Origin of the sequence: Blastococcus sp. TF02A-30, assembly GCF_003319185.1 — a bacterium.
Taxonomy (GTDB): domain Bacteria; phylum Actinomycetota; class Actinomycetes; order Mycobacteriales; family Geodermatophilaceae; genus Blastococcus.
The window spans coordinates 849,728-866,044 of record NZ_QOHJ01000001.1 but is presented as its reverse complement, the minus strand read 5'-3'; the positions used below and the strand labels follow the sequence as shown (position 1 = coordinate 866,044).

The 16,317-nt window shown below is 73.7% G+C and carries 14 protein-coding genes; 4 read left to right on the top strand and 10 right to left on the bottom strand.

Annotated features, from left to right (window positions below; translation table 11 throughout):
• The first annotated feature begins 142 nt into the window (after positions 1–142).
• The 3 genes from DQ241_RS04240 to DQ241_RS04230 all read left to right on the top strand — a co-directional run bounded on the left by DQ241_RS04240 (position 143) and on the right by DQ241_RS04230 (position 3,371).
• Complete coding sequence (locus DQ241_RS04240) at positions 143–643, top strand: nucleoside deaminase (protein ID WP_199584029.1); 501 nt, start codon at positions 143–145, stop codon at positions 641–643.
• The gene (codB, locus tag DQ241_RS04235; protein WP_113828833.1) at positions 640–1,929 is read left to right on the top strand and encodes a cytosine permease; all 1,290 of its coding nucleotides are present in this window, start codon (positions 640–642) and stop codon (positions 1,927–1,929) included. The genes DQ241_RS04240 and codB overlap by 4 nt, the downstream gene beginning before the upstream one ends.
• Before the next feature lie 68 nt (positions 1,930–1,997).
• The gene (locus tag DQ241_RS04230) at positions 1,998–3,371 is read left to right on the top strand and encodes a hypothetical protein (RefSeq protein WP_113828832.1); all 1,374 of its coding nucleotides are present in this window, start codon (positions 1,998–2,000) and stop codon (positions 3,369–3,371) included.
• A 66-nt stretch (positions 3,372–3,437) separates the two neighbouring features.
• Here DQ241_RS04230 and DQ241_RS04225 read toward each other — a convergent pair whose 3' ends face one another.
• Entirely contained in the window at positions 3,438–4,895 is a 1,458-nt protein-coding gene (locus DQ241_RS04225; protein WP_113828831.1) for a DEAD/DEAH box helicase, read from the bottom strand.
• 241 nt (positions 4,896–5,136) lie between these two features.
• A complete protein-coding gene (locus tag DQ241_RS04220) occupies positions 5,137–6,207 on the bottom strand; it encodes an adenosine deaminase (protein ID WP_113828830.1) in 1,071 nt (356 codons plus the stop codon).
• A gap of 119 nt (positions 6,208–6,326) precedes the next feature.
• Between DQ241_RS04220 and DQ241_RS04215 the strand changes: the two genes are divergently transcribed.
• Positions 6,327–7,190, top strand: a complete 864-nt coding sequence (locus DQ241_RS04215; protein WP_113828829.1) for a hypothetical protein — start codon at positions 6,327–6,329, stop codon at positions 7,188–7,190.
• A gap of 16 nt (positions 7,191–7,206) precedes the next feature.
• Here the strand turns inward: DQ241_RS04215 and DQ241_RS04210 are convergent, their stop codons facing one another.
• The 8 genes from DQ241_RS04210 to DQ241_RS04175 form a co-directional block, all read right to left on the bottom strand.
• Entirely contained in the window at positions 7,207–8,025 is an 819-nt protein-coding gene (locus DQ241_RS04210) for an ABC transporter permease (RefSeq protein ID WP_113828828.1), read from the bottom strand.
• The gene (locus DQ241_RS04205) at positions 8,022–8,921 is read right to left on the bottom strand and encodes an ABC transporter ATP-binding protein (protein ID WP_233492192.1); all 900 of its coding nucleotides are present in this window, start codon (positions 8,919–8,921) and stop codon (positions 8,022–8,024) included. The genes DQ241_RS04210 and DQ241_RS04205 overlap by 4 nt, the downstream gene beginning before the upstream one ends.
• Positions 8,922–8,979: 58 nt before the next feature.
• A complete protein-coding gene (locus tag DQ241_RS04200; protein WP_113828826.1) occupies positions 8,980–10,251 on the bottom strand; it encodes a thymidine phosphorylase in 1,272 nt (423 codons plus the stop codon).
• Positions 10,251–10,694 carry a cytidine deaminase gene (locus tag DQ241_RS04195; RefSeq protein ID WP_113828825.1) on the bottom strand — a complete coding sequence of 148 codons (444 nt, stop codon included), beginning with the start codon at positions 10,692–10,694 and terminating at the stop codon, positions 10,251–10,253. Before DQ241_RS04195 ends, DQ241_RS04200 begins: the two co-directional genes overlap by 1 nt.
• A complete protein-coding gene (locus tag DQ241_RS04190; RefSeq protein WP_113828824.1) occupies positions 10,694–11,974 on the bottom strand; it encodes an ABC transporter permease in 1,281 nt (426 codons plus the stop codon). Before DQ241_RS04190 ends, DQ241_RS04195 begins: the two co-directional genes overlap by 1 nt.
• Positions 11,971–13,176 (bottom strand): ABC transporter permease, encoded by a 1,206-nt coding sequence (locus DQ241_RS04185; RefSeq protein WP_113828823.1) that lies wholly within the window; start codon positions 13,174–13,176, stop codon positions 11,971–11,973. Before DQ241_RS04185 ends, DQ241_RS04190 begins: the two co-directional genes overlap by 4 nt.
• Entirely contained in the window at positions 13,173–14,807 is a 1,635-nt protein-coding gene (locus tag DQ241_RS04180) for an ABC transporter ATP-binding protein (RefSeq protein ID WP_113828822.1), read from the bottom strand. The genes DQ241_RS04185 and DQ241_RS04180 overlap by 4 nt, the downstream gene beginning before the upstream one ends.
• A gap of 254 nt (positions 14,808–15,061) precedes the next feature.
• Positions 15,062–16,120: a BMP family protein gene (locus tag DQ241_RS04175; RefSeq protein ID WP_233492191.1), complete on the bottom strand. Its 1,059-nt coding sequence runs from the start codon at positions 16,118–16,120 to the stop codon at positions 15,062–15,064.
• Between the last annotated feature and the right edge of the window lie 197 nt (positions 16,121–16,317).

Here is a 16,317-nt window from a genome sequence, read left to right as displayed (position 1 = left end):
CCTCCGTCTTCGACTGACGATCCGTCCAGGACCGCAGGGCCGATCCGGAACGTCCTGAGCATTGCGGCTCGGCGCCCGCTGCAACAGCCTCCTAGGCCATCGGCGCGGGAACCGGCCCGCGTCCGCACCCGGGAGGACACGCGTGAGCGCACCGCACCCACCACTGGACCCGTCGACGGCGCGCAGCTGGCTCGCCGTCGCCCTGGAGGAAGCGCGGGCGGGGGGCGCCTCCGGGGGCGTGCCCATCGGCGCCGCGCTGATCGCCCCCGACGGCACCGTGCTGGGGCGCGGTCACAACCGGAGGGTCCAGGACGGCGACCCCTCGGTGCACGCGGAGACCGCCGCGTTCAAGGCCGCGGGCCGCCAGCGCAGCTACCGCGGCACCACGATGGTCACCACCCTCTCGCCCTGCTGGTACTGCAGCGGGCTGGTGCGCCAGTTCGGCATCTCCCGCCTCGTGATCGGCGAGGCGACGAACTTCAGCGGTGGCCACGACTGGCTCGCGCAGCACGGCGTCGAGGTCGTCGTCCTCGACGACCCCGACTGCACGGCGCTCATGACCGCCTTCATCGAGGAGCACCCCGAGCTCTGGCACGAGGACATCGGTTCCGACCACGACGAGTACGAGGCGAGCACCCGATGAGCAGCAGCGTGCGGAACGACCCGGTCGGCGAGGTCGACCCCGACTACCCCATCGATCCCGTGCCGTCGGCGGCGCGGAAGTCGCTGTTCTCCCTGGCGATCGTGCTGCTCGGGTTCACCTTCTTCACGCCCACCATGCTGGCCGGCGCCCAGGTGGGCACGGCGTTCTCCGCCGGCACGCTGTTCTGGGTGCTGCTGCTGGGCAGCGTCGTCCTGGGGATCTACGTGGCCGCGATCGGCGGCATCGGCGCCCGCACCGGGCTCACCACGGTGATGATGTGCCGCTACTCCCTCGGGACGACGGGCTCGAAGCTCGCCTCGCTGCTGCTGGGCGGCACGCAGGTCGGCTGGTACGGCGTCACGGTCGCCACCTTCGCCGGGCTCACCGCCAGCGCGCTGGAGTGGGAGGGCCGGGCCGCCGAGGTCGGGCTCATGCTGGCCGGGGGCGCGGTGATGGGCGTGACCGCCTACTACGGCTACAAGGGCATGTACGCCCTGTCCGTGGTCTCGGTACCGCTGATGCTGGTGCTGGCCGGCTGGGTGACCTGGCGCTCGCTGGACGAGGTCGGCGGCTGGAGCGGGCTGAGCGCGATCGAGCCCACGAGCTCCATGACGATCGCCGTCGCGGTCACCGTCGTGGTCGGGACGTTCGCCTCCGGTGGCACCCAGGCGCCCAACTGGACCCGCTTCGCGCGGACCCCGGCAGCCGGCTTCTGGGCCTGCCTGGTCGCCTTCCTCATCGGCGAGTTCCTGATGCTCTTCTTCGGCGCGATCGGGGCGCTGTCCTTCGGCGAGGGCGACTTCGTGCTCGTGCTGTACCAGCTGGGCCTGGTCGGCTGGGGCCTGGTGTTCCTGGTGGCCAACCTGTGGACCACGAACGACAACACCGCCTACAACTTCGGCGTCGCGGGCGCGGAGATCGCCAACTCCCGGTCCAAGAAGCCCTTCGTCGTCGGCGGCGTGGTGCTGGGGACGCTCCTGGCCGTCACCGGGATCTACGACAACCTCATCGAGTACCTGGTGTGGCTGGGCATCCTCGTCCCGCCGCTGGGCGGCGTCGTGATCGGTGACTTCCTCGCCCGGTGGCGCGGCGGCATGACCGTCGCCGCGGACCGGCTGCCGGCCGTCGAGTGGCGCAACCTCGCCGTGTACGCGGTGGCCGCGGTCGCCGCGTGGTGGAGCAACGAGGCGGAGTGGTTCATCCCGCCGGTCGTCGGCGTCGTGGTCGCGATCGCGGGGGTGCTGGCCGTCCAGCGAACCGGTCGCACGGCGGCAACCGCGGCGTGACCCGCGGTGGGCCGCCCGTCCTCCCCGCACCCAGGGAGGACGGGCGGCCCATCTGGCAGGGTGTGCCCGTGGCCAGGCCGAGCATCGTTCCCATCGCACTGACCCTCGACGACCGCACCGGGTACACCCTGTGGGCCCCGCCGTGGGAAGAGGACGGCGAGGAGTGGCAGGCGTTCCTCGGCACCACCGTCGAGGTCCGGGCCGACATCAACGACGACGACCCTGAACCGCCGACGTCGACGGCCGTCGTCCACCTCTTCCCGTCGCCGGCCGCGCTCGCCGCGTTCTGCCGGTCCAGCACCGACCACGACCTCGCCGACCACCCGGTGTGGCCGGTCGTGGCCGGGCTCGGCGCCGCCGACCTGACCCCCGACGACGACCACCGCTACGACTTCGACGGCGTGTACGACATCGCCGCCGAGAACCCCGACCGCTGGGCGGTCGAGGAGCTGGCGGCGACCGTCGACATCGTCAGCCGGCTCGCCGAGTGCCTGGACGCCGGTGGCGACGAGGACGACGACGAGTTCGACGAGGACGAGACCGAGTTCGAGGCGGTGGCCGAGCTGGTCGCCAAGCCCGAGATCGGCTCGCTGGGCCTGGGTGTGGACGCCTTCGCCGGCCGCTCCGGCGAGGACGCCTGGATCGGCGTGGGCAGCGCCTTCGACGACCTGTGGGAGGACGTCGTCGAGGAGCTCTCGGCGCACCTGGACTGGACCGGCGCCGGCACCGCCTCGCTGGACGACTACCCGTCGGTCGCCGAGGCCGAGCCCGACATCGTCGACCTGCCGGACGAGGACGAGGAGGCGCTGGACGACGACGCCGTCGCCGCGCCGGTGCGCACCATCGCCCGGGGCAGCCGGCTGAGCCACGACCCGGCCGCGGTCGCCGCGGCCGCCGCCTTCTGGGAGGGCGTCGGCATCCTGCCCGTGGAGGTCGTGGTCCCCGAGGGCGCCGGGGTCACCCTGCGCTGCTACGTGGAGGACGTCGCCCGGTTCCTGGGCCGCGACGGCGAGGTGTTCCTCTTCGCCTCCCCCACCGACCTGGCCCGCTTCTGCGCGGGCACCGAGCCGCACGACCTCACCGAGATCGCCTCCTGGCCCGAGGTGGTCGACACCGGCACGCTGCCCCTGCCGGCCGAGCAGGACCGCTACGACCTGACCGAGCTGTCGGAGGTGCTCGCCGAGGTCGCCGACGGCGCCGCGGGGCTGGTCGACCACCGGGCCTTCGTCCAGCCGGTCGAGGGCGTCCGCGACCTGGCCGAGTACACCGGCCTGGCCCGCGTCGAGGAGCTCCTCTCCCCAGCCGAGCCGCTGGGCCGGGCCGTGGCGCGCGCCGAGCGGGACCCGTCGGCCGCGCTCCGGGCCGAGGACGCCGCCGTCCTGCGCCCGGCGTGGGACGAGGTCGTGGGCCTGGTCAGCGGGAAGCTCGTCTTCCGCGACTGAGCGGACCCCGTCAGACGCCGAACGGCCGGCCCGGGGAGTCCCGGACCGGCCGTTCTGCCGTTCAGCTCAGCTGCTGTGCCGCGGCGGGCGCCCGGAGCGCTCGCCGCCGAACCGCCGCTCGCCGCCACCGGAGCGCGGGCCCCGGTCGCCGTAGGAGCGGCGCGGGCCACCGCGGTGGCCGCCGCCGGGGCGGTCACCGTCGCGGCGCGGACGCCCACCCGGGCCACCGGAGCGACGCGAGTCGCGCACCGGGCGCTCGACCGGCTCCACGTGCACGCCGCTGGCGACGAGGTCCGCGATCTCCTGGTCGCCGGGGGTGATCCGGCGCAGCGCCGGGTCGACCTTGGCCTGGCGGAAGCGGCGCTTGGACTGGCCGACCTGGTCGGGCAGCAGCAGCGACACGACCACACCCGCCGCACCGGCGCGGGCGGTGCGGCCCGAGCGGTGCAGGTAGGTCTTGGAGTCCGCCGGCGGGTCGTAGTGCAGGACCAGCGAGACGTCGTCGACGTGGATGCCACGGGCGGCGACGTCGGTGGCGACGAGCACCGGCGAGCGCGCGTCGGTGAACGCCTCCAGCGCGCGCTTGCGCGCCGACTGCGGCAGACCGCCGTGGATCGCGGCGGCCTTGATGCCGGCCTCGAGCAGGTGCTCGGTCAGCCGGTCGGCCCCCAGCTGGGTGCGGACGAAGATGATCGTCCGGCCGGGACGCCGGGCCAGCTCCTTGGTTAGCGCGACCTTGTCGCGGAAGGCCAGGGTGTAGGCGCGGTGCTCGGCCGGCGGGGCGTCGTCCCCGGGGCGCTTGACCTCGTGCCGCGCCGGGTCCTTGAGGTAGCGGCGCACCAGCGAGTCGACCTCGCCGTCCAGCGTGGCCGAGAACAGCAGCCGCTGGGCGTCGGGGGCGGTCTGGTCGAGCAGCTCCTGCACGACCGGCAGGAAGCCGAGGTCGGCCATGAAGTCGGCCTCGTCGAGGACGGTGACCACGACCTGGTCGAGGGTGGCCTCGCCCTGGCTGATCAGGTCCTGCAGCCGGCCGGGGGTGGCGATGACGACGTCGACGCCGCGGCGCAGCTGCTGGATCTGGCGGTACATCGGGGCGCCGCCGTAGACGGTGGCGACGTGCACGCCGATGGCCTGCCCGAGCGGGGCCAGGTTGTCGGCGACCTGCTGGGCGAGCTCACGGGTGGGCACGAGCACCAGGCCGCGCGGGGCGCGCGGTCCGCGGCCGAGCTCGGCGCCGATGCGGGCGAGCAGCGGCAGGCCGAAGGCCAGGGTCTTGCCCGAGCCGGTGGCAGCCTTGCCGAGCACGTCGCGCCCGGCGAGGGCGTCGGGCAGCGCGGAGGTCTGGATGGCGAACGGGCGGTGGATGCCGCGCCGCTCGAGGGCGGTCACGAGCTGCTGGGGCAGGCCCAGCTGGCCGAAGGTGGGTCCGGTCGGCTCGGCGGGCGCCTCGACGACGGTGTTGCTGTTCTCAGAGGTGTTCTCAGCGTTGTTCGACTCGAACGACACAGGGTTGACCAACGTCATGCGGGGTGGGGCTCCGATACTGCTCGGAGCGCGTCCCGTGGAAGAGGAGGAGTGCCGCGGACTGCCGGCGTCCTCACTTGGCGATCGCTAGCGCCCAGAAGTGGAACGCGGGATCTGCACGGATGCGCTCATGCCCGGACAAACCGTCCGGGAGGATGACCGGCCTTGTGCCGGTACTCCCACCGTAGCAGCGGGAACGCGGCGGTGATTCCCGCGAACGGGGGTGACCGTCGGCACCCGGTCAGCCGGCGAGCGCGGCGTACCCCGGCCGGACGACCTCGTCGAGCAGCCGCTGCTTGTCGGCCTCGGGCAGGAAGGCGGCGGTGACCGCGCGCTCGGTGACCGTGCGGACGTCGTCCCACGTCCAGCCGAACGTCGTCGCCACGTCGGTGACCTCGCTGGTGACCGAGACGCCGCTCATCAGCCGGTTGTCGGTGTTGAGGGTGACGGCGAAGCCGGCGCGGTGCAGCCGGTCGACCGGGTGCGCCGCCAGCGACGGGTAGGCGCCGGTCTGGACGTTCGACGACGGCGCGACCTCCAGCGGGATCCGCTGGTCGCGGACGCGCTGCGCCACCGGCCCGAGGGCGCCGTCCTCGGGCACCTCGTCGGCGATCCGGACGCCGTGGCCCAGGCGCTCGGCGTGCGCGCCGTCCAGCGCGCCCCGGATCGACCCGATACCGGCCGCCTCGCCGGCGTGCACGGTCCGGTGGGCGCCGGCGCGGTCCAGCAGCGCGAGCGCCGACGGGATGCGGTCCGGCGGGAAGCCGTCCTCCGGTCCGGCGAGGTCGAAGCCGACGACGCCGGCGTCCCGGTAGCGGACGACCAGGCCCGCGACCTCCTCCCAGCGGTCGTTCTGGCGCATCGCGCACAGCAGCGTGCCGACGCCGATCGGGGTCCCCGCCGCGGCGGCCTCGCGGCTGCCCTGGGCGTAGCCGTCGAGCATCGCCTCGACGGCCTCCTCGATCCGCATCGCGGTCAGCAGCTCCGGCGCCATGCGCACCTCGGCGTGCACGACGCCGTCGGCGGCGAGGTCCAGCGCGCACTCGCGGGCGACCCGCTGGACGGCGGACGGGGTCTGCATGACCGCGACCGTGTGCGCGAACGTCTCCAGGTACTGCACCAGCGAGCCGGAGTCCGCGGCCTGGCGGAACCAGCGGCCGAGGCTCTCGGCGTCGCCGGCCGGCAGGTCGCGGTAGCCGATCTCGTCGGCCAGCTCGAGCACCGTCTGCGGGCGCAGACCGCCGTCCAGGTGGTCGTGCAGCAGGACCTTCGGGGCGCGGCGGACGTTCTCGGCGTTCAGCGGTGCAGGCACACCGGGAACGCTACAGAGCCGTGACGCACGGCCCGCCGACCCCCACGGCGACCGATCCTCCGCTCCGCGGCCGCCTTCCGTGGCAAGGTGCGCCCAGCCGAGACGAAGGAGCGCCCCGGGTGCAGGACCTCGATCAGCTGCGGGACGTCGCCGAGGCCCGGGTGCCGGTGGTGACCGAGCAGGAGCTGGGCGCCCACCTGGAGCGCTCGGGCCGGCGGGTCGTGGAGCACCGCGGCCGGCTCTGGACGCAGTCCATGCCCGGCTTCTACCGGCCGGTGCACCTCCTGGCGCGGCTCTCCGCGCGCGAGGCCACCCGCCCGGTGCGCGCCGCCTGGGGTTACCAGGCGTGCCTCGCTCCCGCTGACGCCGGCCGGGCCAACGCCGCCGTCCCCACCCACCTGGTGACCGACCTGGCCGCCTTCGACGAGCCGGCGCTGTCCAAGTCGCGCCGGCGCAGCCTCCGCAAGGCGCGCGAGCGGGTCCGGTTCGTCGAGCTGACCGGCCCGGCGCTGCTGCGCCGTGAGGGGTACGAGGTGCTGCGCTCCGCCCACGAGCGCACGGGGGCGGGGCGCCTGCCGAACCGAGAGGGCTACCTCGCCGAGGTGGAGCACGTGGGCCGGCCGGAGCACGGCCTGGTGATCGCCGGCCTCGTCGACGGGCGGCTGGCCGGCTACACCTCCGGCCACGCCGTCGACGGCACCGCCTACGCCCGCGACATGGTCGTCGCGTCGTGGGCGCTGGACACGAGCATCAGCGCGGGGCTGGTGTACGAGTTCTTCTGGGCCTGCCGGCGCAGCGGCCGGGTGCACGAGGTGGTCGACGGGCTGCACGCCCGCGAGGACGAGGGGCTGTGCCGGTACAAGGAGATGATCGGCGTCCCCGTGCACCGGGTGCCCGCGCGGCTGTCCATGCTGCCCGGCGCGGCCACCGTCATCCGCCGCCGCGCCCCGCACAAGTACTACCGGCTGAGCGGCCGGGGCTGAGGCCCCGGCCCCCGGCTCAGCCCGTGCCGCGGTCCTGCCAGCGGAAGGTCCTGACGCACAGCAGGAGGCCCACGACGCACCAGACCGCCAGCACGAGCGCGACCCGGCCCAGCTCCCACGAGCCGGCCGGCTCGTCGGCCGCCAGGGCGTCGGGGAGGAAGACCGACCGCAGGCCCTGGGCCATCCACTTCAGCGGGAAGACCGAGGCGACGGTCTGCATCCAGGTCGGGATCTCGCTGAACTGGAAGAAGACCCCGGAGATGAACTGCAGGACCAGCGCGAACGGCGTCACCGTCGCCGACGCCGACCGGCCGTTCTTCGCCAGGCTCGACAGCGCGATGCCCAGCAGCGTGCAGGCGGCCGCGCCCAGCGCGGACACCCAGGCGAACACCAGCCAGTCGGAGCCCGAGGGCAGGTCGATCCCGTAGAAGACCACGCCGATCAGCAGCAGCACGACGATGATCGCCACCGTCACCGCGAGGACCTGCACCACCTTGCCGACGAAGAAGGCGCTGCGCGGCATCGGTGTACCGGACAGGTGCTTGAGCGTCCCGTCGGACCGCTCGGTGGCGATGCTGATCGCCATGTTCTGCAGGCTGGCGCCGAGGATGCCCGCGGCGATGATCCCGGCCATGAAGTACTGGGTGAAGCTGACGCCGGAGCCCAGGTCGAAGTTCAGCACCGCGCCGAAGACGACCAGCAGCAGCACCGGCAGCAGCAGCGTGAACACCACCGACTCGCGCTGCCGGAAGAACTCCTTGAGCTCCACCGTGGCCCGCGAGCGGTAGACCGACGGCAGGGACGGCAGCGCCGCCTCGGGTGCGGGGGCGCTCATCGCTCGTGGCCGATCATCTGCAGGTACACGTCCTCGAGGGTGGGTCGGGCGACGGCCAGGTCGGGCACCTCGCCGGAGAAGCGCTCGGCGAGCGCGCGGACGAAGGCCGTCGGCGTCGCGGTGGCCTCCGTGCGGCGGGCGCCGTCCTCGGTCCAGCTGACCACCGCCGGGGCGGTCTCCCGCCCGCCCAGGGCGCTGGGGACGGCGACCTCGACCAGCCGCCCGCGCGCGATGACGCCGACCCGGTCGGCCAGCGCCTCGGCCTCGTCGAGGTAGTGCGTGGTGAGCAGCATGGTGGTGCCCAGGTCGCGCAGCGAGCGGATCAGCGACCAGAACTGCCGGCGCGCCTCGGGGTCGAACCCGGTGGTCGGCTCGTCCAGGAAGAGCAGCTCCGGGCGGCCGACGATGCCCAGCGCCACGTCCAGCCGGCGGCGCTGCCCCCCGGAGAGCGCCCGGCCCCGGACGCCGGCCTTCTCGGTCAGCCCCACCAGCTCGAGGACCTCGTCCGCGTCGCGCGGGTCGGGGTAGTACGACGCCTGCGCCCGGACCAGCTCGCGGACGGTCAGCTGGCTGTCGCCGCCGCCGCTCTGCAGCACGATGCCGAGCCGGGCCTTCCACCGGCGGCTGCCCTCGGCCGGGTCGGCGCCCAGCACGCGCACCTCCCCGGCGTCGCGGCCGCGGTAGCCCTCGCAGATCTCCACGGTCGTCGTCTTGCCGGCGCCGTTGGGTCCCAGCAGGGCGAAGATCTCGCCCCGGTGGATGTCGAGGTCCAGGCCGTCGACGGCGGTGAACTCCCCGTACCGCTTCACCAGGCCGCGGATCGAGATCGCGGCGGTCGGGTCGAGCGGATCACCGGGCGCGGGCCGCACCGCGGCGGCCGCGGGAGTACTCGTCACGGGTGGACAGTCTCCTCTCCGATCCCGGGCCCGCTGCCGCGCACCCCCCGCGATCGGGTCAGGCGGTGATCCGCTCCAGGACCAGGGGCAGGGGCTCGTCGTCGGTGTCGACACCGATCGCGCCCTCCAGCGCCTCCAGGGCCCGCGGGATGCGGTCGGCGTCGTCGGTGTGCAGCTCCAGCAGGGGCTGCCCGGCGGTCACCTGCTCCCCCACCCCGGCCGTCCAGGTGATGCCCGCCGCGGCCTGCACCGGGTCCTCCTTGCGGGCCCGGCCGGCGCCCAGCCGCCAGGCGGCCACGCCGAGCGCGTAGGCGTCCAGCCGGGTGAGCGTGCCGGTCGCCGGCGCGGTGACCACGTGCGTCTCCGCCGGACGCGGCAGCGGCGCGTCGGGGTCGCCGCCCTGCGCGGCGATCATGCGGCGCCACACGTCCATGGCCCGGCCGTCGGCCAGCGCCGCGGCGGGATCGACGTCGGGACGCCCGGCACCGGCCAGCATCTCCCGTGCCAGCGCGAGGGTCAGCTCGACGACGTCGGCCGGCCCACCCCCGGCGAGCACCTCGACCGACTCGGCCACCTCGACGGCGTTGCCCGCCGCGCGGCCCAGCGGGCGGTCCATCGCCGTCACGAGGGCGACGGTCCGCACACCCGCCGCCTCACCGAGGCCGACCATCGTGCGGGCCAGCTCCACCGACGAGGCGACGTCCTTCATGAACGCACCCGAACCGGTCTTGACGTCCAGCACCAGCGCGTCGGCACCCTCGGCGATCTTCTTGCTCATGATCGAGCTGGCGATCAGCGGGATCGACTCGACGGTGCCGGTGACGTCGCGCAGCGCGTAGAGCTTCTTGTCCGCCGGCGCGAGGTCGTGCCCCGCGGCGCAGATGACCGCCCCGACGTCGCGCAGCTGCGCCAGGTAGGCCTCCTCGTGCACGTCGGCCCGCCAGCCGGGGATCGCCTCCAGCTTGTCCAGCGTGCCGCCGGTGTGCCCGAGTCCGCGGCCGGACAGCTGCGGCACCGCGACGCCGCAGGCGGCCACGAGCGGCGCCAGCGGCAGGGTGATCTTGTCGCCCACGCCGCCGGTGGAGTGCTTGTCGGCGGTCGGGCGGCCGAGGGAGGAGAGGTCCTTGCGCTCCCCCGAGTCGATCATCGCCTGCGTCCAGGCGGCGAGCTCCTCCGGCGCCATGCCCCGGAAGAAGACGGCCATGAGCAGCGCGCTCATCTGCTCGTCGGGCACCGCGCCGCGGGTGTAGGCGTCGATGACCCAGCGGATCTGCTCGGCCGAGAGCTGCCCGCCGTCGCGCTTGGTCCGGAGGACGTCGATCGCGTCCATCAGCCCTGCCCCCGCTCCGCCGCCGCTGCACCGTCGGCCGACCGCGCGGCGGCAGCCGTCAGGTCGTCGGGACCGAACGCGTCGGGCAGCACCTCGCGCATCGGCACGATGCCGAGCGAGACGGTCTCGATGAGCATCTCCGCGCCGCCGTGCTCCCACAGCAGCTGCCGGCACCGGCCGCACGGCATGAGCGGCTGCCCGTCCCCGCCGACGCAGGCGACGGCGACCAGCCGGCCGCCGCCGGTGCGGGCCAGGTCGCTGACCATCCCGCACTCCGCGCACAAGCCGAGCCCGTACGAGGCGTTCTCGACGTTGCACCCGGTGACCACGCGACCGTCGTCGACCAGGCCCGCGACGCCCACGGGGAACTCCGAGTACGGCGCGTACGCGTGGGTCATCGCCTCGCGGGCGGCGGCACGCAGGCCGTCCCAGTCGATACCCACTAGTGCTCCCCTCGCCGGTAGACCAGGCCGTCGGCCTTCGGCATCCGCAATCGCTGCGAGGCCAGCGAGAGCACCAGCAGCGTGACCAGGTGCGGGGTGAACGACACGATGCCCGGGGGCAGCTCGTCGATGGTCAGGTAGGCGATCAGGCTGCCGACGGCGAAGATCCCCGCGGTCACGCCCTGCAGCAGCTTGCCGCGCAGCACCTGCACGACTGCGACGGCCGCCAAGAGCACGGCCAGCAGCAGGAGCAGCGCGACGACGGCGCTGCGGCTGCGCAGCTGCAGCGCGTCGGCGTAGCCGAACAGACCCGCACCGGCGGCCAGGCCACCGGGCCGCCAGTTGCCGAAGATCAGCGCGGCGAGACCGATGAACCCGCGCCCGTTGGTCTGCGCCTCGCGGTAGATGCCGGCGATGAAGACCAGGAAGACGCCGCCCATGCCGGCGAGCCCGCCGGAGACGATGACCGCGATGTACTTCAGCCGGTAGACCGGGACGCCGAGGGAGTCGGCGGCCGCCGGGTTCTCGCCGCAGGACCGCAGGCGCAGCCCGAACGCCGTCCGCCACAGCAGGAGGTAGGACGCCGGCACGAGCAGCACCGCCAGGATGGTGAGCACGCCGACGCCGCTGGTGAGGCCGCGCAGGATGCCGGCCGCGTCGCTGAGCAGAAACCAGCCCTGCCGCTCCAGGTCACCGAGCAGGTCGGGCCCTGAGGAGAGCACCGGCAGCGAGAGCTCCGGCGGCCGGCTGGACAGCGCCGGGGACTGCGTGACACCACCGCCGGCCGGGTTGTCGGTGTAGAAGAGCTCGGAGAGGAAGCGCACCAGGCCCGCCGCGAGGATGTTGATCGCGACGCCGGAGACGACGTGGTCCACCCCGAAGGTGACCGTCGCGACGGCGTGCAGCAGCCCGCCCAGCGCGCCGAACAGGATGCCGCCCACCAGCGCGGCGGCCCAGCCCCACTGGTAGCCGGCGAACCCGGCTCCCCAGGTGCCCAGCGTCATCATCCCGTCGAGGCCGATGTTGACGACGCCCGCGCGCTCGGCGAACAGACCACCGAGCGCGGCCAGCCCGATCGGGACGGCGAGCAGCAGCGCGGCCGCGATCGTCGACGACGAGGTGAGCGCCTGCTCGCCGCTGATGACGCGCACGGCCGAGAACAGCACCACGATCGCGACGAGGATCCAGGTGACGCGGCGGGCCGTACCGCCGCCGAGGAAGAGCTCCGCGACCGGCCCGCGGGCCGGTCGGGCGTCCGATGTCCTGAGCGCGCTGCTCACGCCTGGGCCCCCTGCCGCTGGTCGGTACCGCCGGACGGCGGGGTGGTCGGAGGTGCTGCCTGCGACGCCGGACCGGTGCCGCCGTCACCGGCGACGGGTGCCGGGGCCGGCGCGGCGCCACCGCGCTCGGCCGAACGCCGGGCGATCCGCCGGGCCAGCTCGTTGGCGACGACGACGGCGAGCACGATCGTGCCCTGGATGATCGTCACCACCGACGCCGGGTAATCGGCGATCTGCAACGGGACGAGCGACCGGTCGAGGAAGGCGAACAGCAGCGCGCCGAAGGCGATGCCGACCGGCTTGTTCCGGCCCAGCAGCGCCACCGCGATGCCGAGGAAGCCCAGCCCGGCGGTGAAGTCGGTCGTGTAGCGGTGCGTCTGCCCCAGCAGGTCCGGGAGACCGATGAGGCCGGCGACCGCACCCGAGAGCAGCATGGTCTTGATGACCATCCCGCGGGCGTCGACGCCGCTGGCGGTCGCGGCCGACGGCGACAGGCCCGACGCCTTGAGGTCGAACCCGAAGCGGGTGCGGTTGAGCAGCACGGCGATCACGACGCCCACGACGATCGCGATCGGCAGGAAGCCGTAGAGCTGCCGCGGTGGGCTCGCCAGCCCGATCGCGGAGAAGATGGAGTTGAGCCCACCGAGCTGGCCGGACGCCGGGATCTCGGCGGTCGCGATGATCGAGGCGCCCTCCTCGCTGCCCCGGAACGGCCCGGTGAGCAGGTAGGACGCCAGCCCCAGCGCGATGAAGTTGAGCATGATCGAGCTGATGACCTCGCTGACGCCGCGGGTCACCTTGAGCACCGCGACGATCGCCGCCCAGATGGCGCCGACGCTCATGGCCACCACGATGATCAGCAGGATGTGCAGCCACCCGGGGAGCGCGACCGCGGCCCCGACGGCGGCGGCGATGATCGTGGCCAGCCGGTACTGCCCCTCGACGCCGATGTTGAACAGGCCCATCCGGAAGGCGATGGCCACGGCGAGACCGGCGAGGAAGAGCGGGATGGCCCGGTTGAGGACGACCACGAGCGCGGTCACCTGCTGGCTCGGGGAGTCCCCGAAGTCGAGCATGACCTCGTAGACCGCGAACGGGTTCACCTGCAGCGCGGCCATCACCAGTGAGGAGATGACGAGCGCGACGACGACGGCGAGGACGGGCGCGAAGAGCGAGACGCCGATCCGGCGGAGGGCGCTCACGCGGCACCTTCCGCGGTCCGCGCGCCGGTCATGTAGCCGCCGAGCTCCTCGGGGGTGACCCCAGCCGGGTCCAGGGTGGCGACGAGCCGGCCCCGGAGCATCACCTTCAGCGTGTCCGACAAGCCGATCAGCTCGTCCAGGTCCGCGGAGATCAGCAGGATCCCCATCCCTTCGGCTCGGGCGTCCTTGAGCAGTTCCCAGATGGCGGCCTGGGCGCCGATGTCCACGCCGCGGGTGGGGTGCGCTGCGATGAGCAGGCGCGGGTTCGAGCTCATCTCCCGCCCGACGATCAGCTTCTGCTGGTTGCCGCCGGACAGAGCGACGGCGAGCGTGTCCGGCCCCGGCGCTCGGACGTCGTACTCGCGCATGATCCGCTCGGTGTCGGTCCGGGCCGCCCGGCGGTCGATGAACAGGCCCTTGGCCGCCGGCGGGCGGGTCTGGTGGCCGAGGATCCGGTTCTCCCAGAGCGGCGCGTCCAGGAGCATGCCCTGGCGGTGCCGGTCCTCGGGGATGAAGCCGAGGCCGGCCTCGCGACGGGCGCGCGTGCTCCACGCGGTGATGTCCTCGAGCGCGGGACCGCCCCGGTCGGCGCTGCCGTCGCCGGTCACGCCGCCGTCGAGCCGCACGGTGCCGGAGGCGAGCGGGCGCAGCCCCATGATCGCGTCCACGAGCTCGGCCTGCCCGTTGCCCTCGACGCCGGCCAGCCCGACGACCTCGCCGGCCCGGACGGTCAGGGCGACGTGGTCGACGAGCGCGCGCCCCTCGGGTGTCAGGACGGTGAGGTCCTCCAGGACCAGGACCGGCTCGTCGCGGACGGTCGAGGTGCGGGTCTCGGGCGAGGGTAGCTCCGCCCCCACCATCATCTCGGCGAGCTGGCGCACCGTCGTCGTGCGCGGATCGGCCTCGCCCACCGTGGTGCCGCGCCGGATGACGGTGATCGCGTCGCAGACGCGGCGGACCTCGTCGAGCTTGTGCGAGATGAAGATGACGGTGAGGCCTTCGGCGGTCAGCTGCCGGAGGTTGCCGAAGAGCTCGTCGACCTCGTGCGGCACCAGCACGGCGGTGGGCTCGTCGAGGATGAGGATCGTCGCCCCGCGGTAGAGCACCTTGGCGATCTCGACCCGCTGGCGGGCACCGACGCCGAGGTCCTCCACCAGGTCGTCGGGGTCGAGGTCGAGCGCGTAGCGCGCGGAGATGTCGCGGATCCGGCGGCGGGCCTCGGCGCGGTCGAGCCGGCCCCCCTTCGTCGGCTCGCTGCCCAGGACGATGTTCTCGAGGACGGTGAAGTTGTCCGCCAGCATGAAGTGCTGGTGGACCATGCCGATCCCGGCCTCGATGGCGTCGGCCGGGCTCTTGAAGTGCACCTCGCGGCCGTCGACCAGGATCGAGCCCTCGTCCGGCCGGTGCATGCCGTAGAGCGTCTTCATCAGGGTGGACTTGCCGGCGCCGTTCTCGCCGACGATGGCGTGCACCTCGCCGCGGCGGACCCTGAGCTCGATGTCCTTGTTGGCGACGACGCCGGGGAAGCGCTTGGTGATCCCACGCAGCTCCACCGCGTAGGGGGCGGTACCCGCCGGGGCTCCCTCGACGGAGCCGGCCCCGGACGCGCCGGTCCCTGCTGTTGCGGCCATGGGTCGGCCTCTCCCTCGTGTGCCACCACGGGGTGCGCGGTGCACGTTCTGCTGTCTGAGTGGGCCTCGGCGGGGTCGACCGCGGGCTCGCCGCATGATGTCGCACCTCGGGGTCGCACGGGACCCTGGGGGGTCGTCGTCACCCGGTCGCGGGTGGTCGGGACCACGACGGCGGGCCCGGGCGACGTGCGCCCGAGCCCGCCGAGGGGGTGGTCCTGGGGGCGCGGGCCGCCGCTGCGGCCCGCGCCCAGGCATCACGGGGTGGTCGGGACCTCGATCTCGCCGTCCACGATCTGCTGGCGGTACTGGTCGATCTGGTCCTGGATGTCGTCGATGAACCCACCGGTGGTGGACAGGCCGACGCCCTCGGACTCGAGGTCGTAGACGACGTCCTCGCCGCCCTGGACGTTGCCCTCGACGAAGCTGTCCAGGAACTCCTGGACGGCGTTGTCGACCCGCTTCAGCATCGAGGTCATGATCACGGCCTGGAGGGCCGGGTCGTCCACGGTGTTGTACTGGTCGGAGTCGACGCCGATGGCGCGACCGTTCGACGCGGCAGCCGCCTGGAACACGCCGATGCCCGAGCCGCCCGCCGCGTGGTAGACCACGTCGGCGCCGGCGTCGAACATGCCCTGGGCCACGATCTGACCGCGGGCCGGGTCGTTGAAGCCGGAGAAGTCACCGGCCGGCGAGATGTACTGCCGGTCGATCACGATCTCGGGCTTGACCGCCTGGGCACCGGCCACGAAGCCGGCCTCGAACTTCTGGATCAGCGGGGTCTCGACGCCACCGACGAACCCGACGTGGTCGGTCGTCGTCTTGGTGGCCGCCGCGACGCCGGCCAGGAAGGAGCCCTGCTCCTCGGCGAACAGCAGGCCGACCAGGTTGTCCTGGCCCAGCTCGGCCACCGACGAGTCGACGATGGCGAAGGTGGTGTCCGGGTACTGCTCGGCCACGTCACCGATGATGTCGCCGTAGGCGAACCCGACGGCGATGACGGGGTTGTAGCCCTCGTCGGCCAGCTGGGTCAGCAGGTCGGCCCGGTTGGACGCGTCGGAGTTCGGGGAGAGGTCGCGGACCTCACCGCCGTGCTCCGCGATCGCGGCCTCGACGCCGGCGATCGCCGAGTCGTTGAACGAGCGGTCACCACGACCGCCGGTGTCGTACGCGACACCGACCTTGAGCTCGTCACTGCTGCCGCCGCCGTCGCCGCCGGCGGAGCCGCTCGGCTCCTCGTCGCTGGCGCAGGCCGACAGGGCCAGGCCGCCGGCCAGCAGCAGCGCCGCGGCCTTCGTCATCCGCGCTCGGCGCAAGACGATCTCCTCTCTGGGGGGACGGGCCGGCCCGGGGGCCAGCGCGTCCCGGTGGAATTCCTCCCGTGCACCACCGGACCGGTCCGGTACGCGGCGACACACGACGCGAAGCACGCTAACCGCGCCCTCGCGCGGGGCCACCAGCCCCGGCATGGACTGAGACACGATCGTTGCGAACACCGCGGCGCCGCCGTCCG

Coding starts and splice junctions, on each gene's coding strand:
- DQ241_RS04210 (WP_113828828.1), bottom strand. CDS start 8,025: ATGAGCGCCCCCGCACCCGAGGCGGCGCTGCCGTCCCTGCCGTCGGTC.
- DQ241_RS04180 (WP_113828822.1), bottom strand. CDS start 14,807: ATGGCCGCAACAGCAGGGACCGGCGCGTCCGGGGCCGGCTCCGTCGAG.
- codB (WP_113828833.1), top strand. CDS start 640: ATGAGCAGCAGCGTGCGGAACGACCCGGTCGGCGAGGTCGACCCCGAC.
- DQ241_RS04200 (WP_113828826.1), bottom strand. CDS start 10,251: ATGGACGCGATCGACGTCCTCCGGACCAAGCGCGACGGCGGGCAGCTC.
- DQ241_RS04225 (WP_113828831.1), bottom strand. CDS start 4,895: ATGACGTTGGTCAACCCTGTGTCGTTCGAGTCGAACAACGCTGAGAAC.